The sequence below is a fragment of the Microbacterium sp. A84 genome, assembly GCF_051842815.1.
Lineage (GTDB): Bacteria > Actinomycetota > Actinomycetes > Actinomycetales > Microbacteriaceae > Microbacterium.
This window is the reverse complement of sequence record NZ_JBPXMS010000003.1, coordinates 150,780-171,782: the sequence shown is the minus strand read 5'-3', so window position 1 is coordinate 171,782 and position 21,003 is coordinate 150,780. Positions and strand designations below refer to the sequence as shown.

General features: G+C 63.0%; 13 protein-coding genes. 8 read left to right on the top strand and 5 right to left on the bottom strand.

Annotated features, from left to right (window positions below; genetic code table 11):
• Positions 1 to 28: 28 nt before the first annotated feature.
• The 5 genes from ACSU04_RS13380 to ACSU04_RS13360 form a co-directional block, all read right to left on the bottom strand.
• Positions 29 to 1,240, bottom strand: a complete 1,212-nt coding sequence (locus tag ACSU04_RS13380; protein ID WP_439289906.1) for a cytochrome P450 — start codon at positions 1,238 to 1,240, stop codon at positions 29 to 31.
• A complete protein-coding gene (locus ACSU04_RS13375; RefSeq protein ID WP_439289905.1) occupies positions 1,237 to 2,415 on the bottom strand; it encodes an ABC transporter ATP-binding protein in 1,179 nt (392 codons plus the stop codon). The genes ACSU04_RS13380 and ACSU04_RS13375 overlap by 4 nt, the downstream gene beginning before the upstream one ends.
• 1 nt (position 2,416) lies before the next feature.
• Positions 2,417 to 4,174, bottom strand: coding sequence for an ABC transporter permease (locus ACSU04_RS13370; RefSeq protein ID WP_439289904.1), 1,758 nt, complete (start codon positions 4,172 to 4,174; stop codon positions 2,417 to 2,419).
• A gap of 69 nt (positions 4,175 to 4,243) precedes the next feature.
• The gene (locus ACSU04_RS13365) at positions 4,244 to 5,215 is read right to left on the bottom strand and encodes a type II toxin-antitoxin system HipA family toxin (protein WP_439289903.1); all 972 of its coding nucleotides are present in this window, start codon (positions 5,213 to 5,215) and stop codon (positions 4,244 to 4,246) included.
• A gap of 303 nt (positions 5,216 to 5,518) precedes the next feature.
• Positions 5,519 to 5,824 (bottom strand): helix-turn-helix domain-containing protein, encoded by a 306-nt coding sequence (locus ACSU04_RS13360; protein WP_439289902.1) that lies wholly within the window; start codon positions 5,822 to 5,824, stop codon positions 5,519 to 5,521.
• Between the two features lie 160 nt (positions 5,825 to 5,984).
• Here ACSU04_RS13360 and corA point away from each other — a divergent pair, with 160 nt between their 5' ends.
• The 8 genes from corA to ACSU04_RS13320 all read left to right on the top strand — a co-directional run bounded on the left by corA (position 5,985) and on the right by ACSU04_RS13320 (position 20,754).
• On the top strand, positions 5,985 to 7,001 hold the full coding sequence (corA, locus tag ACSU04_RS13355) for a magnesium/cobalt transporter CorA (protein ID WP_439289901.1): 1,017 nt from the start codon (positions 5,985 to 5,987) through the stop codon (positions 6,999 to 7,001).
• Positions 7,002 to 7,031: 30 nt separating this feature from the next.
• Positions 7,032 to 7,316 carry a hypothetical protein gene (locus tag ACSU04_RS13350; protein WP_439289900.1) on the top strand — a complete coding sequence of 95 codons (285 nt, stop codon included), beginning with the start codon at positions 7,032 to 7,034 and terminating at the stop codon, positions 7,314 to 7,316.
• A 225-nt stretch (positions 7,317 to 7,541) separates the two neighbouring features.
• Positions 7,542 to 9,074: a helix-turn-helix transcriptional regulator gene (locus ACSU04_RS13345; RefSeq protein WP_439289899.1), complete on the top strand. Its 1,533-nt coding sequence runs from the start codon at positions 7,542 to 7,544 to the stop codon at positions 9,072 to 9,074.
• Positions 9,075 to 9,201: 127 nt separating this feature from the next.
• Entirely contained in the window at positions 9,202 to 10,806 is a 1,605-nt protein-coding gene (locus ACSU04_RS13340) for a helix-turn-helix transcriptional regulator (protein WP_439289898.1), read from the top strand.
• A 114-nt stretch (positions 10,807 to 10,920) separates the two neighbouring features.
• Positions 10,921 to 11,277: a hypothetical protein gene (locus tag ACSU04_RS13335; protein WP_439289897.1), complete on the top strand. Its 357-nt coding sequence runs from the start codon at positions 10,921 to 10,923 to the stop codon at positions 11,275 to 11,277.
• A gap of 50 nt (positions 11,278 to 11,327) precedes the next feature.
• The gene (locus tag ACSU04_RS13330) at positions 11,328 to 17,801 is read left to right on the top strand and encodes a DUF7507 domain-containing protein (RefSeq protein WP_439289896.1); all 6,474 of its coding nucleotides are present in this window, start codon (positions 11,328 to 11,330) and stop codon (positions 17,799 to 17,801) included.
• Positions 17,802 to 18,232: 431 nt separating this feature from the next.
• Positions 18,233 to 19,063, top strand: coding sequence for a hypothetical protein (locus ACSU04_RS13325; RefSeq protein ID WP_439289895.1), 831 nt, complete (start codon positions 18,233 to 18,235; stop codon positions 19,061 to 19,063).
• 515 nt (positions 19,064 to 19,578) lie between these two features.
• Positions 19,579 to 20,754 carry a response regulator transcription factor gene (locus tag ACSU04_RS13320; protein ID WP_439289894.1) on the top strand — a complete coding sequence of 392 codons (1,176 nt, stop codon included), beginning with the start codon at positions 19,579 to 19,581 and terminating at the stop codon, positions 20,752 to 20,754.
• The last annotated feature ends 249 nt before the right edge of the window (positions 20,755 to 21,003 follow it).

The following is a 21,003-nucleotide window of genomic DNA, read 5'->3' as shown; positions in this document are numbered from 1 at the left end:
TCTAGCGGGGCGGCGCTGTGCCGCCCCGCTAGGCACGCACGAAGTCCATCGGCACTGACCGGGTGCCCCATTCCGCCCAGATCGCCATCTCCGGCTCCTCGGTCAGCGCCCAGCTGGCCGACCGACCGAGAGCCTCCTCGAGGGTGATCCGCATCATCATACGGGCGAGCGGTGCGCCGGGGCAGCTGTGGGTACCGCGACCGAACGCGATATGGCGCTGGATGTTCTCGCGGTTCAGGACGAAGTGCTCCCCGTCGGGGAACACGCGTTCGTCACGATTCGCGGAGGTGTAAACCAGAGCGATCGGGTCGTCCTCGCGGATGAGTTGCCCGCCGAGAGTCACGTCGGTCCGCGCGGTCCGCGCCATGCCGCGATAGGGCGAGTACAGTCGCAGCATCTCCTCGACCGCAGCGGGGATGAGTTCGGGCTCGCTGCGCAGCAGCGTCTGCAGATCCGGGTCGCGACTGAGGTGCACGAACATGTTCCCGATGAACACACTCGGCGCCACCATTCCGGTCACGATGAGCTGACGCACGCAGCCGAGGATCATGGCGTCGGGGAGCGGTGCGCCGTCATGCGTGGCTTCGAGCAGGCCCGCGGTCAGATCCTCCTCCGGGTCGTGCCCGCCAGCCCGGCGCTCATCGATAATGCTCTGTGCGATCGCGTACAGCTCGCCGCTGAGGGACTTTACCGTGTCATGGTCGAGTACCTGGATGGCATCGACATAGGTGCCGGACACCTGCTTGATCAGCTCGCTCGTCTCGGTGCTGAGATTGAAGAAGTGCGCAAATACGTGCGCGGGGAACTTGTGGGCGAACTGCTTGCAGACATCCACCCAGCGTTGCTCGAGCAGCGGATCCAGTAGTTCCACAGCGGCGGTGCGCACGTGTGGTTCCATGTCGCGCATGCGAGGCGGCGTGAAGAACCGGTTGATCACGCGGCGGTACGCGGTGTGCTCTGGGGGGTCGAGATGCAGCGGCGGACGTACGCCGGTGAACGCGAATTTGGGGATCGCGTTCTGCTTGCGGGTGGTGAAATGTTCGATGTCGGTGATGACGGAGAGTACCTCGTCGTAGCCGATCGCGGCCCAGAATCCGTCATACTCTTGGCTGCGGGCGATGCCGCCACGCCGCTCTCGGAGCTGTTCGAACTCTGCGTGTGCACTTGTGAAGGTTTCTCCTTGGCGGACCGGTTCGAAGTCGTGGTCGTCTCGACGGGTGTCGGTGGTGGCGATGCTCATGTGGCACTTTCCTCAGCATGACGCAGCACCCGAAGGCGTGACGTCGGAACGAACAAGTTGACGTCATCGCCCTCGGCGAAGGCGGGTTCTCCAAGCGTCACGACGCGAGTGCGCACCTCGGTGCCGCCGATGCGAACCACGGCCTCCGTGGTCGCGCCGATAAACAGGACACGTTCCACGCGCGCCGCCCAGACATTGCCGTCGTCGCCTTGGTGATTGATCGCCGCGTACTCGGGGCGGAAGCAGGCCACGACGCGATCGCCCGGTGCCAGGGAGTTATCTGCGAGCACACCGTGCGCTTCTCCGGCGGCGGTGTCGAGTAAGGCGCGGCCTTCCGAGACCGATCGGATCGTCGCATCGATCTCGTTCGTGGTGCCGATGAAGTTCGCGACGTATCGGCTGATTGGGGTGGAATAGATCTCAGAGGGCGGGCCCAATTGGCGCACCTTGCCACCACCCATCACAGCGATCCGGTGGCCGAGCTCCATGGCCTCGCTCTGATCATGGGTGACGTAGACAGCAGAGAAGCCGAGTCGGCGCTGCATTTCGAGCAGTTCACGGCGCAGAGTTTCGCGCACTTTGGCGTCGACATTCGAGAGTGGCTCGTCGAAAAGTACAAGGTCACCACCATCGACAAGGGCGCGCGCGAGTGCGACCCGCTGCTGCTGTCCACCGCTCATCTGGCCCGGGTATTGCTTCCCCAGTTCGCCCACGCCGACGAGCTCCAGCACATGCCGTACTTTCTCCGCGATCTCCGCTCGAGGCCGTTTCCCTCGGCTCCGCAAGGGGTACGCGACGTTGTCGAAGACCGTGAGGTGCGGCCACAGCGCGTAGGACTGGAAGATCATGCTGAGGTTGCGTTTCTCGGGTGGCAATTCGATGTTGCGCGCGGCAGAGAACACCGTGCGGCCGTGCACATCGATCTCTCCTTCATCGGCCCGTTCGAGGCCCGCGATCGTTCGCAACAGCGTGGTCTTGCCGCAACCGCTCGGTCCCAGCAGCACCACGAACTCGCCGGGCATGACATCGAGGGAAACGCCGTCGATCGCTTTGGCGACGGTGCCGTCTGCGCGGCGAAAATGCTTGGCCACGTTCGTGAGGCGCACGACCGGCGACAGCTCGGCGACGTCTGCGCTCACTTTGGATGCGGTCGGGATGCGGGTGATCTGAGACATGTCAGGATCCTCCGGGGATCTGATTGCTCCAGCGAGTCAGGCGCCGGGAGATGATGAGTACGAGGATGACGATGACGGCACTGATCAGGGTCAGCGCCGTGGCTAGCGACGCGAGCAGCGCATAGGATCCGTTCTGGTAGATCTCCAGGATGCGGAAGCCGACGACGTTGTTGCGCGTGCCGGCGAGGATCGAAGACGCGGTGAGGTCGCCGATCATCCGCACGAAGAGCAGCGACCAGCCGACGATCAGGGCCGGGGCCATGAGCGGAAGATAGATCCGCACGATGGTGCGCAGTTCTCCGGACCCTGAGACGCGTGACGCCTCTGGTAGTTCCTTCCCGATCTGTGCGACGGCTGCGTCCGAGCTCACCGACGCCTGCGGGATGTACAGCGCCAGATAGGCCAACACCATGATGAGGGCGGTGCCGCCGAGGTTGAAGGGCGGGCCGGCGAAGGCGAGCACGAAGCCCACAGCGATGACGAGGTGGGACAGCATGGCGGGGAACTTGATCGTGCTGTCGAGGAATCGAGCACCGCGACTGCGCGAGCGCACGATCCACAGCGACGACACGGCGACGGCCACGATGCCGATGACTGAGCCGATCGTGGCGAAGACCAGACTGTTCGTGAGAGCCCGCCGCGTGGCGCGGTCATCGAACAGAGCTTGGAAGAAGGAGTCGAGGCTGAGACCTGACCAGTTGATGTCAAGCGTCCAGAAGCCGTTCAGAGAGACGATGAGGAGGGCGAGCAGAGGCAACACGGTCGTGATGATGATGTACATCACGATTCCGGCGCGCACGAATATCTTTCCGCGTCCCAGCCGGATCCGCGTTGCCCGCTGTCCTTTTCCTCCGATGGTCGCGAAACGGCCGCGCTTGAGGGTGGTCGTCTGCAACCACCAGAACACGGCGACGAAGGCGACGACGATCAAGCTCAACCCGATCGCAGCTCCTGTTTCGGCGGGGAATGTGAAGTTCAACAGCCGCACGATGCGGACCGACAGGATCGGGATGTCGGCTCCTTGACCGATCACGCTCGGGATCGAGAACAGTCCGAAACTGCTCATCAGGATGAGCATGGTCGCACCGAGCAGGCTGGGAGCCATCGCGGGAAGCGTCACCGTGCGCAGGGTGCGCAACAGCGACGAACCGCTCACTCGACTCTGCTCCTCCAACGCGGGGTCCATGTTGCGCAGTCCGGTCGTGCACATCATGAAGCTGTAGGGCACCGAGTAGATCGTGTAGACGAGGATGAGCCCATACCAACTGTAGATATCGAGCGGGCCCGACTCCATATTCACGCCAAACAGGTCAAAGAACCAGCGGATGGCACCGTTCAGGTATCCCGCACTCGGCGCCATCAGCAGCACCCAGCCGACGGCGCCCGCGATCGGCGGGAGCATGAAAGGGATCAGAGGCATCGACTCGGAGACCATGCCCATGCCGGCATCGGTGCGCTCGTTGATCCACGCCAGCAGTGCGCCGATGATGAGGGCGAGGACCGTGCTGACACCGACGACGATCAGCGTGTTGCGGAGGAGTCCGAACACATCCTCTCGGGCAAGGGCTTCGAGCACCTCCTGGCCCTGGGTGATCGCATTGATGCCGACAGCCAAGAGGGGCACGATGCCGAGAGCGCCCATGAAGCTGGCGAGCACAATGCTGGCGACCGTCAGTGGCGTGAACTTCCGACGCGCGCGTCTGACGGGCACCGCATCGAGCGGCACTGTCTGTGGAGGAGGAGTTGACGTCATCGTCATAGAAGAAGACCTTCATGGTCGTAATGGATACCGTACAGAAACGGTAACGAGCGGACACAAATAAGTCAACTATTTCTGAATCGTTGACGCTGTGTCGTTCATCCATATGTGTGGTTGAGTCCGGCGCTGGTGAACGACGACTGAGGCAGGGTCAGCCGCAGCAGAGCACGAACCGGCGAGTCGGGCGAGGGCGGGTCCGCTTTTCGGCCTCAGCCTCAGCCTCAGTCGGCGCACGGCCGTCACTGCGGCGCCGATACGAGAACGCATCAGGTAGATCGTGAGAGCATCGGCGCCGTGGGCTGCGGCGAACGGTGGCAGGGCGGTCAGAGCGGGGTGCAGTCGCTCGAGAAAAGAGGCTGCAGCCGGCGGCCGAACGCCGAACAGCGCGAGCGCGTCCTTGGCCATGAACGCGTCGAGATTGACCTTGCGAGCGCCGATGAGTGCGAGCTGGTGCTCATCCCCGTCGCCGAGAGGTTCGGGGTTCACGTCGAACGCGGGCGAGAGTGTCCATGCGGTGCCTCGGCGAAGGAATCCGTGGTTGCGCAGGTGGTCGTCGAGGTTGCCGACGAGCGTCCCGAACGCTGCTCGTCGCCACAGTTCAGTCGGGTCCGAGCCAGCGAGTCGCGCGAAGTCGACGACGTCGACCCAGTCGCCTCCTTCTCCGTCGGCGGCTTCAAGCTCGGTCATCGCGGAGATGTAAGGAATGCGGACGCCGTCGTCAGTGCGGTCGAATCGCCTCAGGAAGAGCCCGGTGCGTTCGGTGCCGTCGACCGTGATCCGTTTGGTCATATGCTCCGGGACGTCGATCCCCACCGCGCCCATCGCGTCGAGCATGGATGCTTCCCATACCATCACATTCCAGTCATCGCCGGTGGGCTTGGGGAACTTCGCCAGACACAGGTGAGAACCGATCTTCACGTTCACTTTCGGGCGAGCGCCGCCGAGCGAGCCGGTGGCCCGGAACAGTCGGCGGAGAGCGACATTGTCGATCTCCGTCTCGCCGCGCTCGACCTGGTCGGCGACGTGCATGATGTCGGACAACGGGTCGCTCCTTGGCGGCCCTCATCGTTGGCGCCGAACATCAGAGTGAGCTCATCGAGCTTGTGCCCGGCCGCGCGGTTCTGCACCTTCCGGCCCCATGTGTCCGGTGCAGAGCCGCTGAACAGATTGGCGGGGAACAGGGCTTGAGGCCCGGGGGACAAGCCCAGCGTGGGGGCGAGCCCGGATGCCGCGCGCTCACGCAGGTAAGCCGTGTCGTACTCGAATGAGCCTGAGGTTCTGGTGCGGTAGATCCTGCCTGCGAGCACTTCTTGGCGACCGAGCACCGTCGTCACCTCGTGGGCGTCAGCCCTCGCTTCGCACCCGGACCCGTTTAGGCAGCTTCTCGTCGATCATCAGTCGACCGCGCTCGGTCGCGAACGGGTCGGTGGCCGCGACCACGCCATCCATGAGTCCCAGGACGCGCATGACGCGGAGCGTGATATCCAGCGTTGTCCCCTCGCCGTTCTCGAGTTTACTGATCGTCGGCTGCGTCGTTCCGGCGCGCTCGGCGACCATCTTCGCGGTCAGTCCCAACAGCTTGCGCTGGTTCGTGAGGTTCTGCCCGATCGTGCGCATGGAGCGCTTGACGGGGAGAGGTGTAGTCGACATAGACCCATGTTAGGTCAAAGATTTTTTATGTAAAAAAGGGTTAGGTAAAGAATCCTTGTTCTAATTTGGGACTAAGTGGGCGGATGTAGGTGGCACCGCGGGACCATGACCTAGAGTCGGATCCGTATGAGGGCGGGCATCCGCGGTGGGAAGGGGAATGATGGCGATCATCGACAACGGCATCTATGTGGATGGCATCCGCACCGAGAACTCGACGAGTCTGAACGAGACGTTCGAGCTCATGCGCGAGCGTGGGGGCATGGCCTGGATCGGGCTATACCGGCCGGAGGAGCAGGAGGTGCGCGAGGTCGCCGACGAGTTGGGACTGCACGACCTCCTCGTTGAGGATGCGCTGTCTGGGCATCAGCGACCGAAGCTGGAGCGCTACGGAGACGTGCTGTTCCTGGTGCTGCGTCCGGCTCGTTATCTCGATGCCGAGGAAGAAGTCGAGTTCGGCGAGGTGCACATCGTTGTCGGGCCCGACTTCGTGGTGACGATCCGGCACGCCGAATCGCCCGACCTGGCGCGCGTACGCACTCGGCTTGAACACGACTCCGCGCTGCTGGCGCGGGGGCCGGAGGCGGTGCTCTACGCCATTGTCGACGAGGTCGTCGACAAGTATGCGCCCGTGCTTGCCGGTCTTGAAAACGACATTGACGAGATCGAGAGCCAGTTGTTCGTCGAGGATGCCGATGCCACAGAGCGCATCTACAAACTCGCCCGCGAGGTGATCGATTTCCAGCGCGCGACGCAGCCGTTGGCAGGGATGATCGAGGCGCTGCTGCACGGTTCTGAGAAGTACGAGGTGGATGTCGAGCTGCAACGGTATCTGCGTGACGTGCTCGATCACGCGCTACGGATCTCCGACAGGGCTGCGACGTTCCGCACGGTGCTCGATAACGCACTGACCGTCGAATCGACGATCGTCGCTCGCCGTCAGAACGAGGAGATGCGACGGATGACGGAGCTCAGCATCCGTCAGAACGAAGAGGTCAAGAAGATCTCCGGATGGGCGGCGATCCTCTTCGCCCCCACCCTCGTCGGCACGATTTACGGGATGAACTTCGAGGTGATGCCGGAGCTTCACTGGACCTTCGGGTATCCGCTCGCCATCGGGGCGATGTTGGCGATGGGGTTCGGGCTGTATGTCGTGTTCAGGAAGAAGGGGTGGCTGTAGTGCCCCGGATGGGGATCGGAAGGGGCGAATATGAGTGAGTCAACGAGCGTCACGAGCAACCGTGCGCACCATCTGATCGCGCTGGCTGCTGGTGTGTTTGCTTTGCTGTTCTTCATCTTCGGACCAGTCGTGTTCGGCGGACTGCTGGCGGTGCTGGTGGGTGTCGCGGCACTCATCATCGGCCATCGCGCGTCCGCGCGCCCTGGGCGCATCCGCTGGGTTGCGATCCTCGGGCTCGTCATCGCGTACCTCCAGCTGATCACAGCCGGTGGCATCCTGCTGGTGGGGGCGCTCCGCGTGCTGGGTGCCTTGTAGGGGAGTGCCCCGGCCCGCCAGTCGACCAATGTTGACCCGATCGGTGACTGGTTCTTCACCGGTGCCGGCCTCATCCAGCTCTTCCTCAGCGGTGCTGTCTGGGAACGCGCCGCTTCCGGCCGGCGGGTGTTTCGGGCCGAGTGGCTGACAGCGGCGTTGTTGAGCGCCCGGCCGGGCTGTAACAGACCTTGTTGGGGCACGCGGGTGCAGTATAATCAGGCTGATATGGATGACACAAGTTATTGTGCTCAATTGCGTGAAGCCGTCCGTGTGGAGGACTGGGATACCGTCGAAGCTCTAGAAGCTCGCCATTTGACGCGCATCGAGATGACAGAAGGTGCTGCGTGGCACCGCGCGCTGTCGCAGGCGCCCGATGACTGGCTGCGCGAACGGCCGGTGCTCGCCTTCGTCTCGACGATGAGTCTGGCGAGTGGAGGCGGATTCAACGTACCCGACCCAGAGCCCTTCGAAAGGCTGATCGGCTGGGTCGAGGCGCAGCAGAACCCGCCTGTTCGTGCACGCCTGTTTGCCGAGGTCGGGCTTCTCCAGTACCAGAAGATGATCGGCAACTATGGCGAGATGAGCGCGACCATTGATCGGATGGAGGTGCTGCTGGATGAGACGACGGACTATCGAAGCCTGGGCGATCTGACTCCGGTACTGTTTCTTCCGATGGCAATCGGCGCACTGATCCTCGGTGACGCGGCGCGCGCGCGAGGGTTTCTCGGCGAGGCGCGGCGAAGGGGTGCCAAGGCAGGCCCGCATCCGATCCTGCCGCATGTGCAGAACTATCTTGCTCTCGTATATGCCCTTGAAGGTGATTTTGGTGCGGCTCGCGAGTACGCGGCCGACTGGGTTGGACGTGTTGAGGCTCCGGTGGGCAGCCTCCCCGCCGTCTATCAGGGGGACGCCGTGATGATCGCCGCGCTCCTCGCGATGGGAGACCTTGACCGAGCACGCACGGATGCCGCCATCGCATCGATCCCGAGCACCGTGGAGGGCGATGATCTTTGGTGGGTGGCGGCACACGTTCGAGCCCGGCGCGCACTGCTCTGGGGCGATCGAATCGTGGCGGCGCGAAGCTTGGAACGGTTACTCGCAGAGAACGCTGCGCTCGCCGGAGCGGGGACGCTCGTGCACACACTCCTGGCGACAGATCTCAGCGATCTTTATCAATACGCCGGAGACCTGTTTGCGGCCTCGCGATCGCTGGAGAACGTTCACAACCTGGATCCTTCTTCATCGACGTCGAGGGCCCGCCTGGCATTGCTGCACGGAGACATTCATGCTGTGCGTGAGCAACTGCCAGTGGAATCGGGGCCGAGGGGGTATCAATCAACCGCACCTGCGGAGTGGTTGGCGCTGAGGGCTCGTGCAGAACGTCTCGACGGGGACGATGCGCGCGCAAACGACTTGGCGGTGACCGCGGCGCGTTCGGCGCTCGTGCACGGCAGTCGGATGGCAGTTATCGAAGCTGACCCGAAGAGTGGCGACATGATGCTGGATGCCTGGGGCAGTCCTGCGATCGATGCAGCGCAGTGCATGATCTTGCAGCAGCCGGCAATCCTGACTGCCAGAGAAGAAGAGGTTCTTGGGCTGCTGCACGAGACTGGTTCGGCCCAGCAGATCGCAACGGCATTGTTTCTGTCCGTGAGTACAGTGAAGACCCATCTGCGCGCTGTGTACCGCAAGCTCGGAGTTCGTTCGAGGGAAGAAGCGCTTGTGAAAGCGGCCGGTGTGGCCAACCCTGCGAGGTGAGACAGAACGATTTCGGGATGAGGTCGGGATGAGATCGCTCCCACATTAGGCAGTCGGTGAGCGTACAACGGCAGGCTGGAGGAATTCCCTCCTTCCCCGGTCCGCCCGGTCGACTCCCAGGATTCTCATGCCCGAACTCGTTCGTTCTGATATCGATGTCACCGACCCTTCGGCTGTGCGTGCGGTGTTGGCTACCGGGGACATCGTCGACATCGTCGAGATGGTCGACCTCATGTGGTATCGCCTGCCTGGCGACTATTCGGTGGAGTTGCTCGCTGCGCTGCGGCGATTCTCTGAGGATGAACTCTTATCTCGGCCCCGGCTCGCTGTCGCGGGGATGTATGCGCACCAGATCTGTTTCGGTGAAAGCGATGCGACGATGCAGGCGCTGCTGGAGAAGCTTGTCGTATTGGGCTCGCAGTATCGGGCGGTCCTGGCGACAACCGAAGATCTGTATGAGGTCATCGCGAGCGGTGCGGCGGCGATCATCATCCCTCGATTGCGTGGACGGCTCTCGGAGTCGAAGGAAGTCGGTGACTTCGTTGCGTCCCGCATCGAGCGAATGTCGTCGTCCGGCGCACTGGGTTGGGGGAACGAAAGTTCTCGGTACCGGCCGGGCTCGGTCGACGTGCAACGCGGCCTCACTGCGACACTGATGGGCGACTTCCGGACCGCTGTGCGCTTATACACGAGGGCGTACGCGCAAGCAGGTCCGCCCCCGTTCGAGCATTTTGCTGGGGCGAACGCTGCGTCAAACTTGGCAATGCTGGCTGCTATCCAGGGGCAACACCGCCTGGCGGCGGAATGGATCAAGAAGTCGACCAGCACGGCCGACGTTCCGCAGCCGATCGAGTACCTCATCGGCGTCGGCCGATTGATCGCGACCGCGATGGTTGCGATCGACCTGCTTGATCAAGCGGCAGCAACGAAAGCGTTGCAGCTCGTCGGCGCTGCATCGACCGGGATTGAGCTCTGGCCATTCGTTGCCAGTACCCATGCCGCCTTCCATCTCGCGTTCGGAACTCCCCATCGGGGGCTGGTGCTGCTGGAGGAAGCGGCCTTCGCGCACGGGCACGATTTGTGGTCGTCAACGATCGCCGACGGGATACTTCGTCGGGCTCACCTGGACCTGCTGATTGCGGTTGGGGAGGGGCATCGGGTCGTCTCCGCGCTGAAGGACGTGCCCGTTCCGCTGAGGTTGCGCGTCCCTCTTGCCACTGCCTATCTCAGTGCGGGCCGATACAGCCGCGCCCTCCGGATTGCGGCGGACGGGCTGCGACGAATGACGCTTTCCGGCCGCGATGCCGCCGATCTACGTGTGATTTCCGCGGTCGCACAGGTCGCGCTGGGACGCACTGATGCGGCGAGGTCCAGCTATCAGATGCTGGTGGAGTCGGGGGTCTTCGACCACCGCGTGGATCTGATTGCGCGCCTGCCTCAGCAAGACGGGGAGCGTCTGATAGAAGCCTTGGGGATTCAGTCGTCCAGTCATGTACGACTGCGCTTTGCGAGTGCCCCGGTGACGCTTGTGGAGCTGACGGGCAAGGAAAGCGAGGTGCTGTCGGCGCTGGCGCGAGGGCATACGCCGATGCAAATCGCGGCGAACACGAACACTTCGCTCAATACCGTGCGCACTCATGTGAAGGGCATCTACCGAAAGCTCGGCGCATCCAGCCGGGCTGAAGCGCTTGCGATTGCCGCCAGTCAAGAGCTGATCACCTCGTGCGTGTGATGTGCCCCAGTGGGTGAGGGCGTGGGTGATTTTCTCAGACCACACCCTATGTGGTGGCTGTGAGCTCGATTGACTGAGTGGGATCGTGCCCCGTGACGAAGGAAGAAGGCGACGATGGATCGACTGCGCCGAGGTAGCGTGCGTGTGCTGCCAGCGATGCTCGTCTGCACGCTGCTTCTTTCCGGATGCACGGGTTCCCCCGCGATCACTCGTTCAGATGTTGCTGCGTCAGCGGCCGAACGAATCCAAGACCGGGTCGACGTTCTACCGATCGTGGACTGTGGCACGGGCGAAATCCAGATCGAGACGGACACCGAGATCGACTGTGAAGTACGGGCCGATGAGACAGCGGCTGCCCATAACGCTGTCGTTCGTATTACACGAGTCGACGACGACAGATTTGCCGTCATAGATATTGCAGTCGAACCGGATGCGGCGACTGAACGAGAAGAAAAAGAGACGTCGGAGTGACGATGACCATTGCTGCCCCTGCCCGCCACAGACTGCCCTTTGGGCGGGTCATGAGGACACTTGCGCTGCTGATAGTGGCCGTACTCGCAACGACTCTGCTTGTCGGCACCCCCGCATATGCCGCCGGAAATGCGGTTTTGTCCGTCAACGCGGTCGCTGTCGACGTCAGTGGATCGCCGATGACTGATATCGCGTACGGGGAGCACAACAACACCGTCTCCTACCGGGTCGGGTACTCGTGTTCAGTCGCAGACTGCACTGATGCGAAGGTGCTGATCACCGGATCGCAGCCTGACCCCTATGGGCTCGCCGCGCAGGTGCCGAGCGCCTGGGGTCCGCAGACGTTGCTCTCATATGCCACCTGGACGCGTCCGAACGGCATCCCGGATGTCGCGCCGACCGGCGACGACGCAACGGGAAAGACGTTCTCGCTCGGAAACCTGTCCGCCGGCGCATCCGGAACCTTCCTGGTGTCCTACTCGATTCCGAGCACCGGAACCTACACGACCCCTCGGGCGCCGCAGTTCTACCCGGATGGCTTCCAGATCAAGATGGGTGCGACCATCAGCTCTGCGTCAGCGGTGGGTGACGTCAGTGCAGCTGCTTCCGCCGTTACCTGGCACAACGAGGTGCCGGATCCGTCCGTGCGGATGGTCCCGGACAGCTCCGTGGTGGCTCCCGGCGAGACCTACACGATCACCAACCAGATGGCGAGCGGGTCATTCGTCCGGACCGGATCGGGATCGATCAGCGGTACGTCAGAAGGAGTTGCGGCCGGTTCTTACACCGTGACGCAGCAGCTTCCCGTCGAAGCGGATTTCGTCAGTGCCAGCGGCGACGGTGTCTTTGACCCGGCGACCCACACGGTGAGCTGGTCAACGGGATCGGCCAGTACGCCCAGTGTGGATGCCGCTGGTGGTTGGGGTTGGACAGCGGGCGGTAACTGGAGTCCGCGTGGTGTGTACTTCCCGCGTGCGGTCCAGGTCGTCTTCCCTGCTGACAACTTCCCGGAGGCAGTCAACGGCTGCAACTTCGAGCGGACGCTCTCAGTGGGGCTGAATACCTCCGTGACCTATCTCGATGACGCGAAGACGACCAAACAAGCAGATGCCACTGGAGAGGTGACCGTCGCATGCTGGGACCCCTTCGGCATTGCCGGAGCGTCGAAGCAGATCACTCCGCGGCACAACTCGAACGCGACGAGTCCTATTTATGTGCCGGTCGCTGGTGCTTCGGGCAATGTCTACTCATGGGTCGTCGAAGCACGCAACGGCGGCAATGTTCCGGCCGTCGCCGTCATCGAGGACAACGATCTCGACAACGCTGACGCACCCGTGACTCGCATCCAGCTTTCTGCGACGGGGACGATCGAGTGGGCACGGAGCGACGGTGCAACCGGCACGTCGACAGGGACGCTTCTGGACGCTCCGAACGGGACGCATTTCGTCTCCGCTCGGATCACGAGCGGGGAGATCGCACCCGGTCGAGTGCGCCCCACTGACACCGGTGCTGAGGCGTTCACTGCTCGATTCGCGTTCACCGTGCAGGAAGATGCTCCGATCGGCCAGACTCGTACGAACACCGCACGCGTCACCGTCGGATGGCCGGGCAACCCTGAGCTCACGCCCGAGGTTGTCACAACCAACAAGTCCATGGTCTTCACCGCCACTCCAGTGACGACGACGAAGCCGAGGGTGACAGCGGCGCTTCCCGCTGCTGTTGTCACTGGTGGTGGACTCGCCGTTCCTGGCCGTGACGTGACCTTCTCCGTCGGTGGAACGCTGCGCGATTTCCCCGCCGAATCGAGCTTCGTTCCGGAGTATGTCTTCATTGCCCCCACGGGCTGGCGTATCACGGAAGACACCGCATCTTTCGTGGATGACGTACCCGAAGGCGTGAACTTCGCGTACAGCACTCGCGAGGTCGGCGGACAGGAGCGCGGGGTGCTCGTCGCGACGTGGCCAGACGGTACCGTTCTGCCCGCGACCCTTCCTGTCATGACGGTGGTTGCTGTTCCGACATCCGCTGTTGCGGCGGGCACCAACAGCCGCGCCGAGGCGTGGATCGGTGATTCGACGCGCGGTCTTGACACCACGAATGGGATCTTCGACTCTGCGGTCCAGAACGTTGGCGATGTCGACGGGTCCGGCGATGTCGCCGCGTGGTTCTCATCCGCTGTCCGCGACGTGCGGGTGTCATCATCGGACTCTGTGGCTGTTCTGAAAGAGATCTGCCGACCCGACGCGGGCGCGGCAGACGGCTGTGAGTGGATCGCTGACCCCACAAATGTGGTGCAGGTGCCATTGAACGCCTCCAGCATCCGATACCGCATCTCGATCGAGAACACCGGAAACACTGTTCTGGGTGGAGTCGTCGCATACGACGTACTTCCGTACATCGGTGACACGGGCACCAGCCAGGGCACCTCGGAAACGCCGCGCGGATCGACGTTCAATGAGGAGCTGGCTTCTATCGAAGAGGTCTCCTCTGCCTTGAACCTCACCTTCTCGTCGTCAACCAACCCGCGTCGCGTCGAGGTGGATCCTACGACGACTGGCGCGACTGATGACTGGGGCCCTGGAGCCGCCCAGAAGCAGGCAATTCGCGCCGAAGTGGCCGGCACCCTTTCACCAGGACAAGTGGAGTCCTTCCAGTACACCGCCGCGGTCGGCAGCGGTTCTGGAGCAGACGCGAAGGCGTGCAACTCTGTCGCCATCGCGACCGATCGCACTCCGCCGTCCGAGCCGCAGCCTGTCTGCGTGAGCACGTCAGAGGCAGATCTTGCCGCGGGTGGCCCCGACACGGTTGACGCCCAGCAGGATCGTCCGACGGTGTTGCCCTTCACCTTCGTGAACCGTGGCGGGTCTGCAGAGGCCAGCGGAACGGTGACGATTGCCGTGCCGGCGGGCGTGCGTGTCATTGCGCAGCCCGATGGATGGACCTGCACGTCGAGCGCCGGCGAGCTGCCGTTGGACGGACCTGCTGCGCTGAGCTGTGAGCCGGCCGTGGTCCTCGAGCGGGACGAGCCCGTCGCTCTTGACCTTTCGGTGGTCATCGGGCAGGCGGATATCAGCGTCACCGCTACGATCGACGGGCCGATGTTCGATTCGAATGAGGCGAACAACGCGCATGCTATTCGCGTCGGCACGCTCGTTCCTGCCGCACAGTCTCTTGGCGTGGTCAAGAGCGATGGTGTGGAATCGGTTCTTCCCGGAGGCGAGACCACATACGTTGTCAGCGTTACCAATCCGCTGGCCTTTGAAGACCTCCAGGACATCGTCATCACTGACCAGCTGCCTGCGGACGTGACTTTCGTTTCTGCTGATGCGGGCGGAACCCACGACACCGGCGTCGTCTCGTGGACGATCCCTGTTATCGCTGCGGGTGCAACCGCCGAGGTCTTGGTCACCGTTGTTGTGAGCGAGACCGCGACGACGAGCATTGTCAATGAGGCGACCGCCCAGACAGCTGATCCTGCGTTCTCAGGTCAGACGCTGGAAGGTTCTGCGAGTGACACGGATGCCGTCAGCCGACTGAGCCTTGTCAAGAGCGTCGTTCTCGGGGGCAATGCGCAGGCAGGCCAGATCGCCACCTACACATTCACGCTCGCCAACAACGGCGGCGGAGTGCTCAGCGCTGTGTCGATTCTCGACGAGATGCCGGGCCTGACTGCAATGACGTATGGCGCGTGGCCGTCGTTGCCCGGCTATCTGGGACAGGGCGAGCAGATCGTCGCGACCGCGACCTACACACTGACTCAGGGCGATGTCGATGCTGGACGTGTGGCGAATGACGCCTCGGCGCGCGGAACTGACGCCAACGATCGTGACGTCACCGCGGCGGCGACTGCAGAGCTGACGCTTGTCGCGGCTCCGGTTGTGGATCTGGTGAAGTCGGTTTCGCGGGTGGATGACGGGGTTGCTCCGGTGGCGGGTGAGACGGTGACGTACTCGTTCGAGGTGAGCAATGGTGGCAACGTGACACTGTCTGGTGTTGTGCTGTCGGATGAGCTCGCTGGTCTGTCGGATGTGGTGTTCGGCGACTGGCCGGATGCTGAGGGCGTGCTGGCTCCGGGTGAAACTGTCATCGCCTCGGCGACGTATGTGCTTTCCCAGGAGGACATCGACCGCGGGTACGTAGACAACACCGCAGCGGTCACGACGATCACCCCTGACGGCTCGCCTGCCGAGACATCTGATGATGTGCGTCTGGCGTTGGCTCCTACCGCTCGGCTTGTGCTGCACAAGAGCGGCGTGCTTGACGATGGCGCCGTTGCAGTGGTTGGTGAGACGGTGACGTACTCGTTCGAGGTGAGCAACGGTGGCAACGTGACACTGTCTGGTGTTGTGCTGTCGGATGAGCTCGCTGGTCTGTCGGATGTAGTGTTCGGCGACTGGCCGGATGCTGAGGGCGTGCTGGCTCCGGGTGAAACTGTCATCGCCTCGGCGACGTATGTGCTTTCCCAGGAGGACATCGACCGCGGGCAGGTCGACAACACCGCCACTGCAGAGGCGACCGACCCTGACGGAGCGTTGGCGTCGGACGACGACACCGCTTCGGTGCCGCTTGCTTCGGTCGGCTCGCTCCTCCTTGAGAAGACCTCAGAGTTTGACGATCTCGACGCATCCCAGCCGGGAGAACGCATCTCGTACAGCTTTACGGTCCGCAACGACAGCAATGTCACTGCATCGGGGATCACGCTCACTGACGACCTGGACGGACTCAGCAGGATCGAGTTCGGCACATGGCCCGCGGGCGCAGGAGTTCTCCGGCCCGGCGAGGAGGTTTCGGCGATTGCCAGCTACGCGATCACCCAGGCCGATATCGATCGCGGGTATGTCCACAACGCAGCCACCGCGGCCGGCCTGACTCCTACGGGAGGTGCGCTGACGGCATCCGATGAGGTTCGTACCCACATGACGGCGGCTCCGGTTGTGGATCTGGTGAAGTCTGTTTCGCGGGTGGATGACGGGGTTGCTCCGGTGGCGAGTGAGACGGTGATGTACTCGTTCGAGGTGAGCAATGGTGGCAACGTGACGCTGTCTGGTGTTGTGCTGTCGGATGAGCTCGCTGGTTTGTCGGATGTGGTGTTCGGCGATTGGCCGGATGCTGAGGGTGTGCTGGCTCCGGGCGAGACTGTCATCGCCTCGGCGACGTACGTGCTTTCCCAGGAGGACATCGACCGCGGGTATGTAGACAACACTGCGACCGTCGATGCGGCAACCGGGCGGGGTTCCATCGCGGCTGATGACGATGTTCGTCTCGACCTGCTGGCCGCTCCTGCGGCAACGCTCATGAAGACGGCTGAACGCGACGGTGATGGCGCTCCCGTCGCCGGTGATGTCGTGCGGTTCTCCTTTGAGATCGAGAACACCGGCAACGTGACCCTCATCGGAGCGAATCTGATCGATGGGATGCCTGGGCTCTCCGCGATCAGTTACGAGGAGTGGCCAGGTGAGCCGGGAGTTCTCGTTCCCGGCGCCGTGGTCAACGCGACCGCCGAGTATGTACTGACCCAGCAGGACATCGACGCCGGCGCGGTGAGCAATACTGCGTCACTGATGGCGACACCGGTGCGTGGTGAGTACGAGCCCGTCGATGCATCCGTCGTGCTGACGCTGCCTGCTGCTCCAGCGATCGCGCTCGAGAAGGAAGGCGCCGTCCGCGCCGATGGCCGCGTGGCCGTGGGACAGCGTGTGGACTTCACGTTCCTCGTGACGAACACCGGTAACACGACGCTGCATGATGTCGTGATCGAAGACGGCCTTGAGGGCCTGTCGGAAATCAAGTACGACGCATGGCCTGGCGAGGATGCAGAACTTGCGCCAGGTGAGAGCGTGCGTGCTTCGGCGGTGTACACCCTGACGCAGCAGGATGTCGATGCCGGTGAGGTGCTGAACAGCGCACACGTACGTGCAGTGGCAGTGACAGCAGCGACCGTTGAGGCGGACGCCGATGTTGCTGTGCCGCTGGCGAGCGAATCCGCGCTGTCGATCGTCAAGAAGGCCGTCACGCAGGACCAGAACGGTGATGGTCGCGCGAACCCTGGGGAGACGATTGAGTACTCGTTCGTCATCACCAACACCGGTACGACCACGATCCGCAACATCGAGGTCGACGACCCGAAGGTGACGGGAATCGCATCGATCGCTGTCCTAGCGCCTGGTGAGAGCGCGGAGGTATCGGCGACGAGGTATGTCGTGACCGCAGAGGACGCGGCAGAGGGGCGAGTCGTCAACACTGCTTCGGCAAGTGGTGAGGGCAGCACCGGCGCCGTGACCAGTGCGGACGCCAGCGTGGTCAGCGCCGCGGGACCTGCGGACAATGGCGAAGTGCCGGCACCTGGGGAGACACCGGCACCTGGGGAGACTCCGGTTCCGTCGGCAACGGACGAGCCCTCCGATGGGCTAGCGGTGACAGGCGGTGAACCGGGCTGGGGATTTGCGGCGCTCGGATCATTGTTGCTGCTGCTTGGCGGGCTGCTCGTCGCTCGTCGCTCGCGTTCTCACACTGCAGGAGGATGACAGTCCGACCGCAGGACACACGCGAACCCGCACCACGCTCATCCTCGGCTCATCCTGTTATCGGTGGCGGTTATGGATCACCTGTGTGTTTGATGGAAGTGGTGGTCGAGGCATCAGCCACGACGTAAACGAGCGAGAGGTGGCGGGCCTGTGGTTGATCCTGATCAGGTGTTTCCCGTGGTTGGCGGCGCGCATCTCGCTCAATGTTCGCTCATAGTTGGTCCCCTCCGCAGCGCTGAAACCGCTGCGGAGGTAGCCGCGTCGACGGTGAGTTTCCCCTCCCCGGGCTTGTACCGACGACGGACGGCTCGATGGCGCCCCCTTCATCCCATCGGCGGCACGTGGTGTCGACGAATGGGAAAGGAGCTGTCTCCTTTCAGGGGGCGCCATCAACTCCTCGCGCGTGATTCATGACGACCGTGGGGGGAGTCGTGGCGAGTATGGAACCGCGCGCCAGCGGATGGAGTTCCACGAGCGCCGCCGCTGTCGAGCGGTTCCTGCAGGTGAGGGGAGCGGTGCGCCGTCGACGAACGGTTCAGCAGCTCACCAGCGTGCGTGATGCGCCCATCATCCACCTGCAGGGCGGCGTCGGGTGGGGGAAGACGGTAGCCACGTTCGGTCTGGCGCTCGAGCTCATGCAGGAGGAGGAGTCCACTCTCGTCATTCGTAGCAAGCACGATCTGAATTCGATCAAGATGCCTGACAATGCAGGATCGATCGTGTACGTCATCGACGATGTGCCGATGAGTGTCGACCAGATGCAGCGAGTGCTGAGCAGTGTGAGTGCCGAGAGGACCACGCGGGTCTTGGTCGCCTCGCGTCAGGGGCATCCGCTCCTGCAGCATGCGGTCCTGAGCGGGCTGCGGGTCGCGACGTTGGACGAGGGGCATCTGGCCTGTGAATCGGTAGACGTTGCCGAGATGGCGCGGGCTCGGTCTGTGCGGTTGCCGCCGTCTGTCATCGACTACGTCACTCGTGAGTTTGCGGGTTGGCCACTCGGATTGAGCGTTTTCCTCGGGCTGTGGACTCCGCAACGCCGCCGACGTGGTTCGTCATCGGCCCTGGCCGTCGATGAGATCGTGGACATGACGTTCGCTCGCATTCTTGAGCCCTTGCTGGGCCGCCTTCCGTTAGAGCCGCTCGCACACGCGGCATTGACGGATCGCGTGCCAATCGAACGCCCCTCAGGCCCAGGCGCGGCTACATCCCCTATCGCCCCCATCTGGCAGCGCGCCAGGGAGCTCGGGTTGGTGTCGTGGTGAATGCCATGAGCGACCTCAGCCGTGCTGGCGATCAGGAAATCGTCATGAGTGAACCACTGCGGCGCGGAATACTCCGGCTCGCTGCAATGGGTCCTAAGCGGGGCCAATTGGCGGCACACGCTTTCGTTCTTGTCGATCACGCACTAGCGTCGCGTGACTTTGCGGAAGCAGCCCAAATTGCCATTCGGGCACGAAGGTGGCACCTGGCAGCTCGGTGCCTCCGACTTGCGCTGAGCAGCGGAGACCTTTCGTTCGACGATGAGTTGGCAGAGATGGTGGCCAGCATTCCAGGCGCCGTTGTGAGAAACGACCCTATCCTCGCCCTGCTCGCTGTTCTCTGCGCCGGTAGTGAGGGAACTGACGACCTCTTGCGCGCGGCAGCATTGGCTCCGGAGCCGATGAATGCGGATGGTGATCCGGACCTTGTTTGGCCGGAACCTCTCGCTGACGGGAAACTTTGGTTTGCGCTCGCCCGAGCAGTTGGCCATAGCTGGAGCGGGCGCTGGAGCGCAGCAGTGAGAGCTGCTCGTGAACTGTCTGATGTGCTCGGCTCGGGCGAGGCGGTGGAGGCATCGCTACGGCTTCGCCTCTGGTCGTACGCGAATCTCGAGCTGATTCGCGTGATGTCGAACGCCCAACGCGGTGAAGGCTCCATTGATATAGAGCGGCTTCTCCCGCACGTCACAGCGCCCGATCGCCGAGAGCTCGGAACCATGCTCGCCGTGAGCGCGGCGATGCGTGGCGAGATGGCAACGGCAGCCGGATACCTCAACTGGTCGCAGATCGGCGATGATGCTGAGTGGGGCCATGGTGAGGTGAAGCGAACATCTGGGCGCGACCGAGCGACGACCGATGCACGTGACCTCCTGCGCAGATGGATTCGTCAATGCCAGGGAAGAGATGTCGAGGTCCAGAGCCTCATCGATCCGGCGCGGCCGGCACAATTGCCTGGGCGTTACGGCCTGAGCGCCGTTCGTGCCTATCTCGATACTCGTCAGGCAGTCGTGAACGGACATGTCGAGCGTCTGCAGGATCGGCTGGGCGCAATGGAATCCTTGCACAGCCCGCCATGGTTCCAAAGTGAGGCGTTCGCCCTCCGGCTCGAAGCACATGCATCGATTGGAGCCGTAGCTAAAGCACGGTTGTTGTTGAGCTCGAATCCAAGGCGAATCAGTCCAGCAGATCCTGCGTTGCTGCTGGCGAAGGCGAAGGTCGAACTCCGTGCGGGGAATGCCGACGAGGCGCGAAGCATTGCACGGGAGCTGGAACGGAGCGGATGCTGCATCCGTCATCGCACCAGGGCGAGCGTGTTGGTCTGGGTGTCGGAGGCTGTCCTGCGCGGTGACGTCGACAAGGCGCAGTCTCAAAGCATCCAACGGGCATGCCGAGAGCACGGGTTGATGGAGCCGTTCACCGATGTTCCGTCTGCTATGCGTTCAGACATATTCGATGAAGGCGCGTCGGCACTGCGGCCGATGATCGTTGTCCCCGCTGAAGCGGTACACGGGCTCTCTAAGAGGGAGCAGATCGTCGTGGATGCGTTGGCGAGCATCGACAGCATCGGTGAATTGGCGGAGATGCTTCATGTCTCTAGGAACACGATCAAGACACAGTTGCGTCACATCTATCGCAAGCTCGGCGTGAACTCCAGGGAACAAGCGATTCGCGCTGTCGCAGGCTCCCCCGCCTGAGGGGTGCCGCTGCGTCGAGCGTGGCAGCCGGCGCCGTGTACGCCAGATCCGCCGTTCTGACGCTCCGCACTCGCGGGGTGACGGAGGCGGGTGAAACAGGTGGATGACCACCGCCTTTCTGACTGTCCGGTATGGATCGTTGATCCAATAGCCGTGACTCGCAGTAGTTGTATCCGAGTTTCTTTAACATTCATGACCGGAGGGGATTTCATGCTTAGGCGAGAACATGCTGAGGTGCAGCGTTCACGA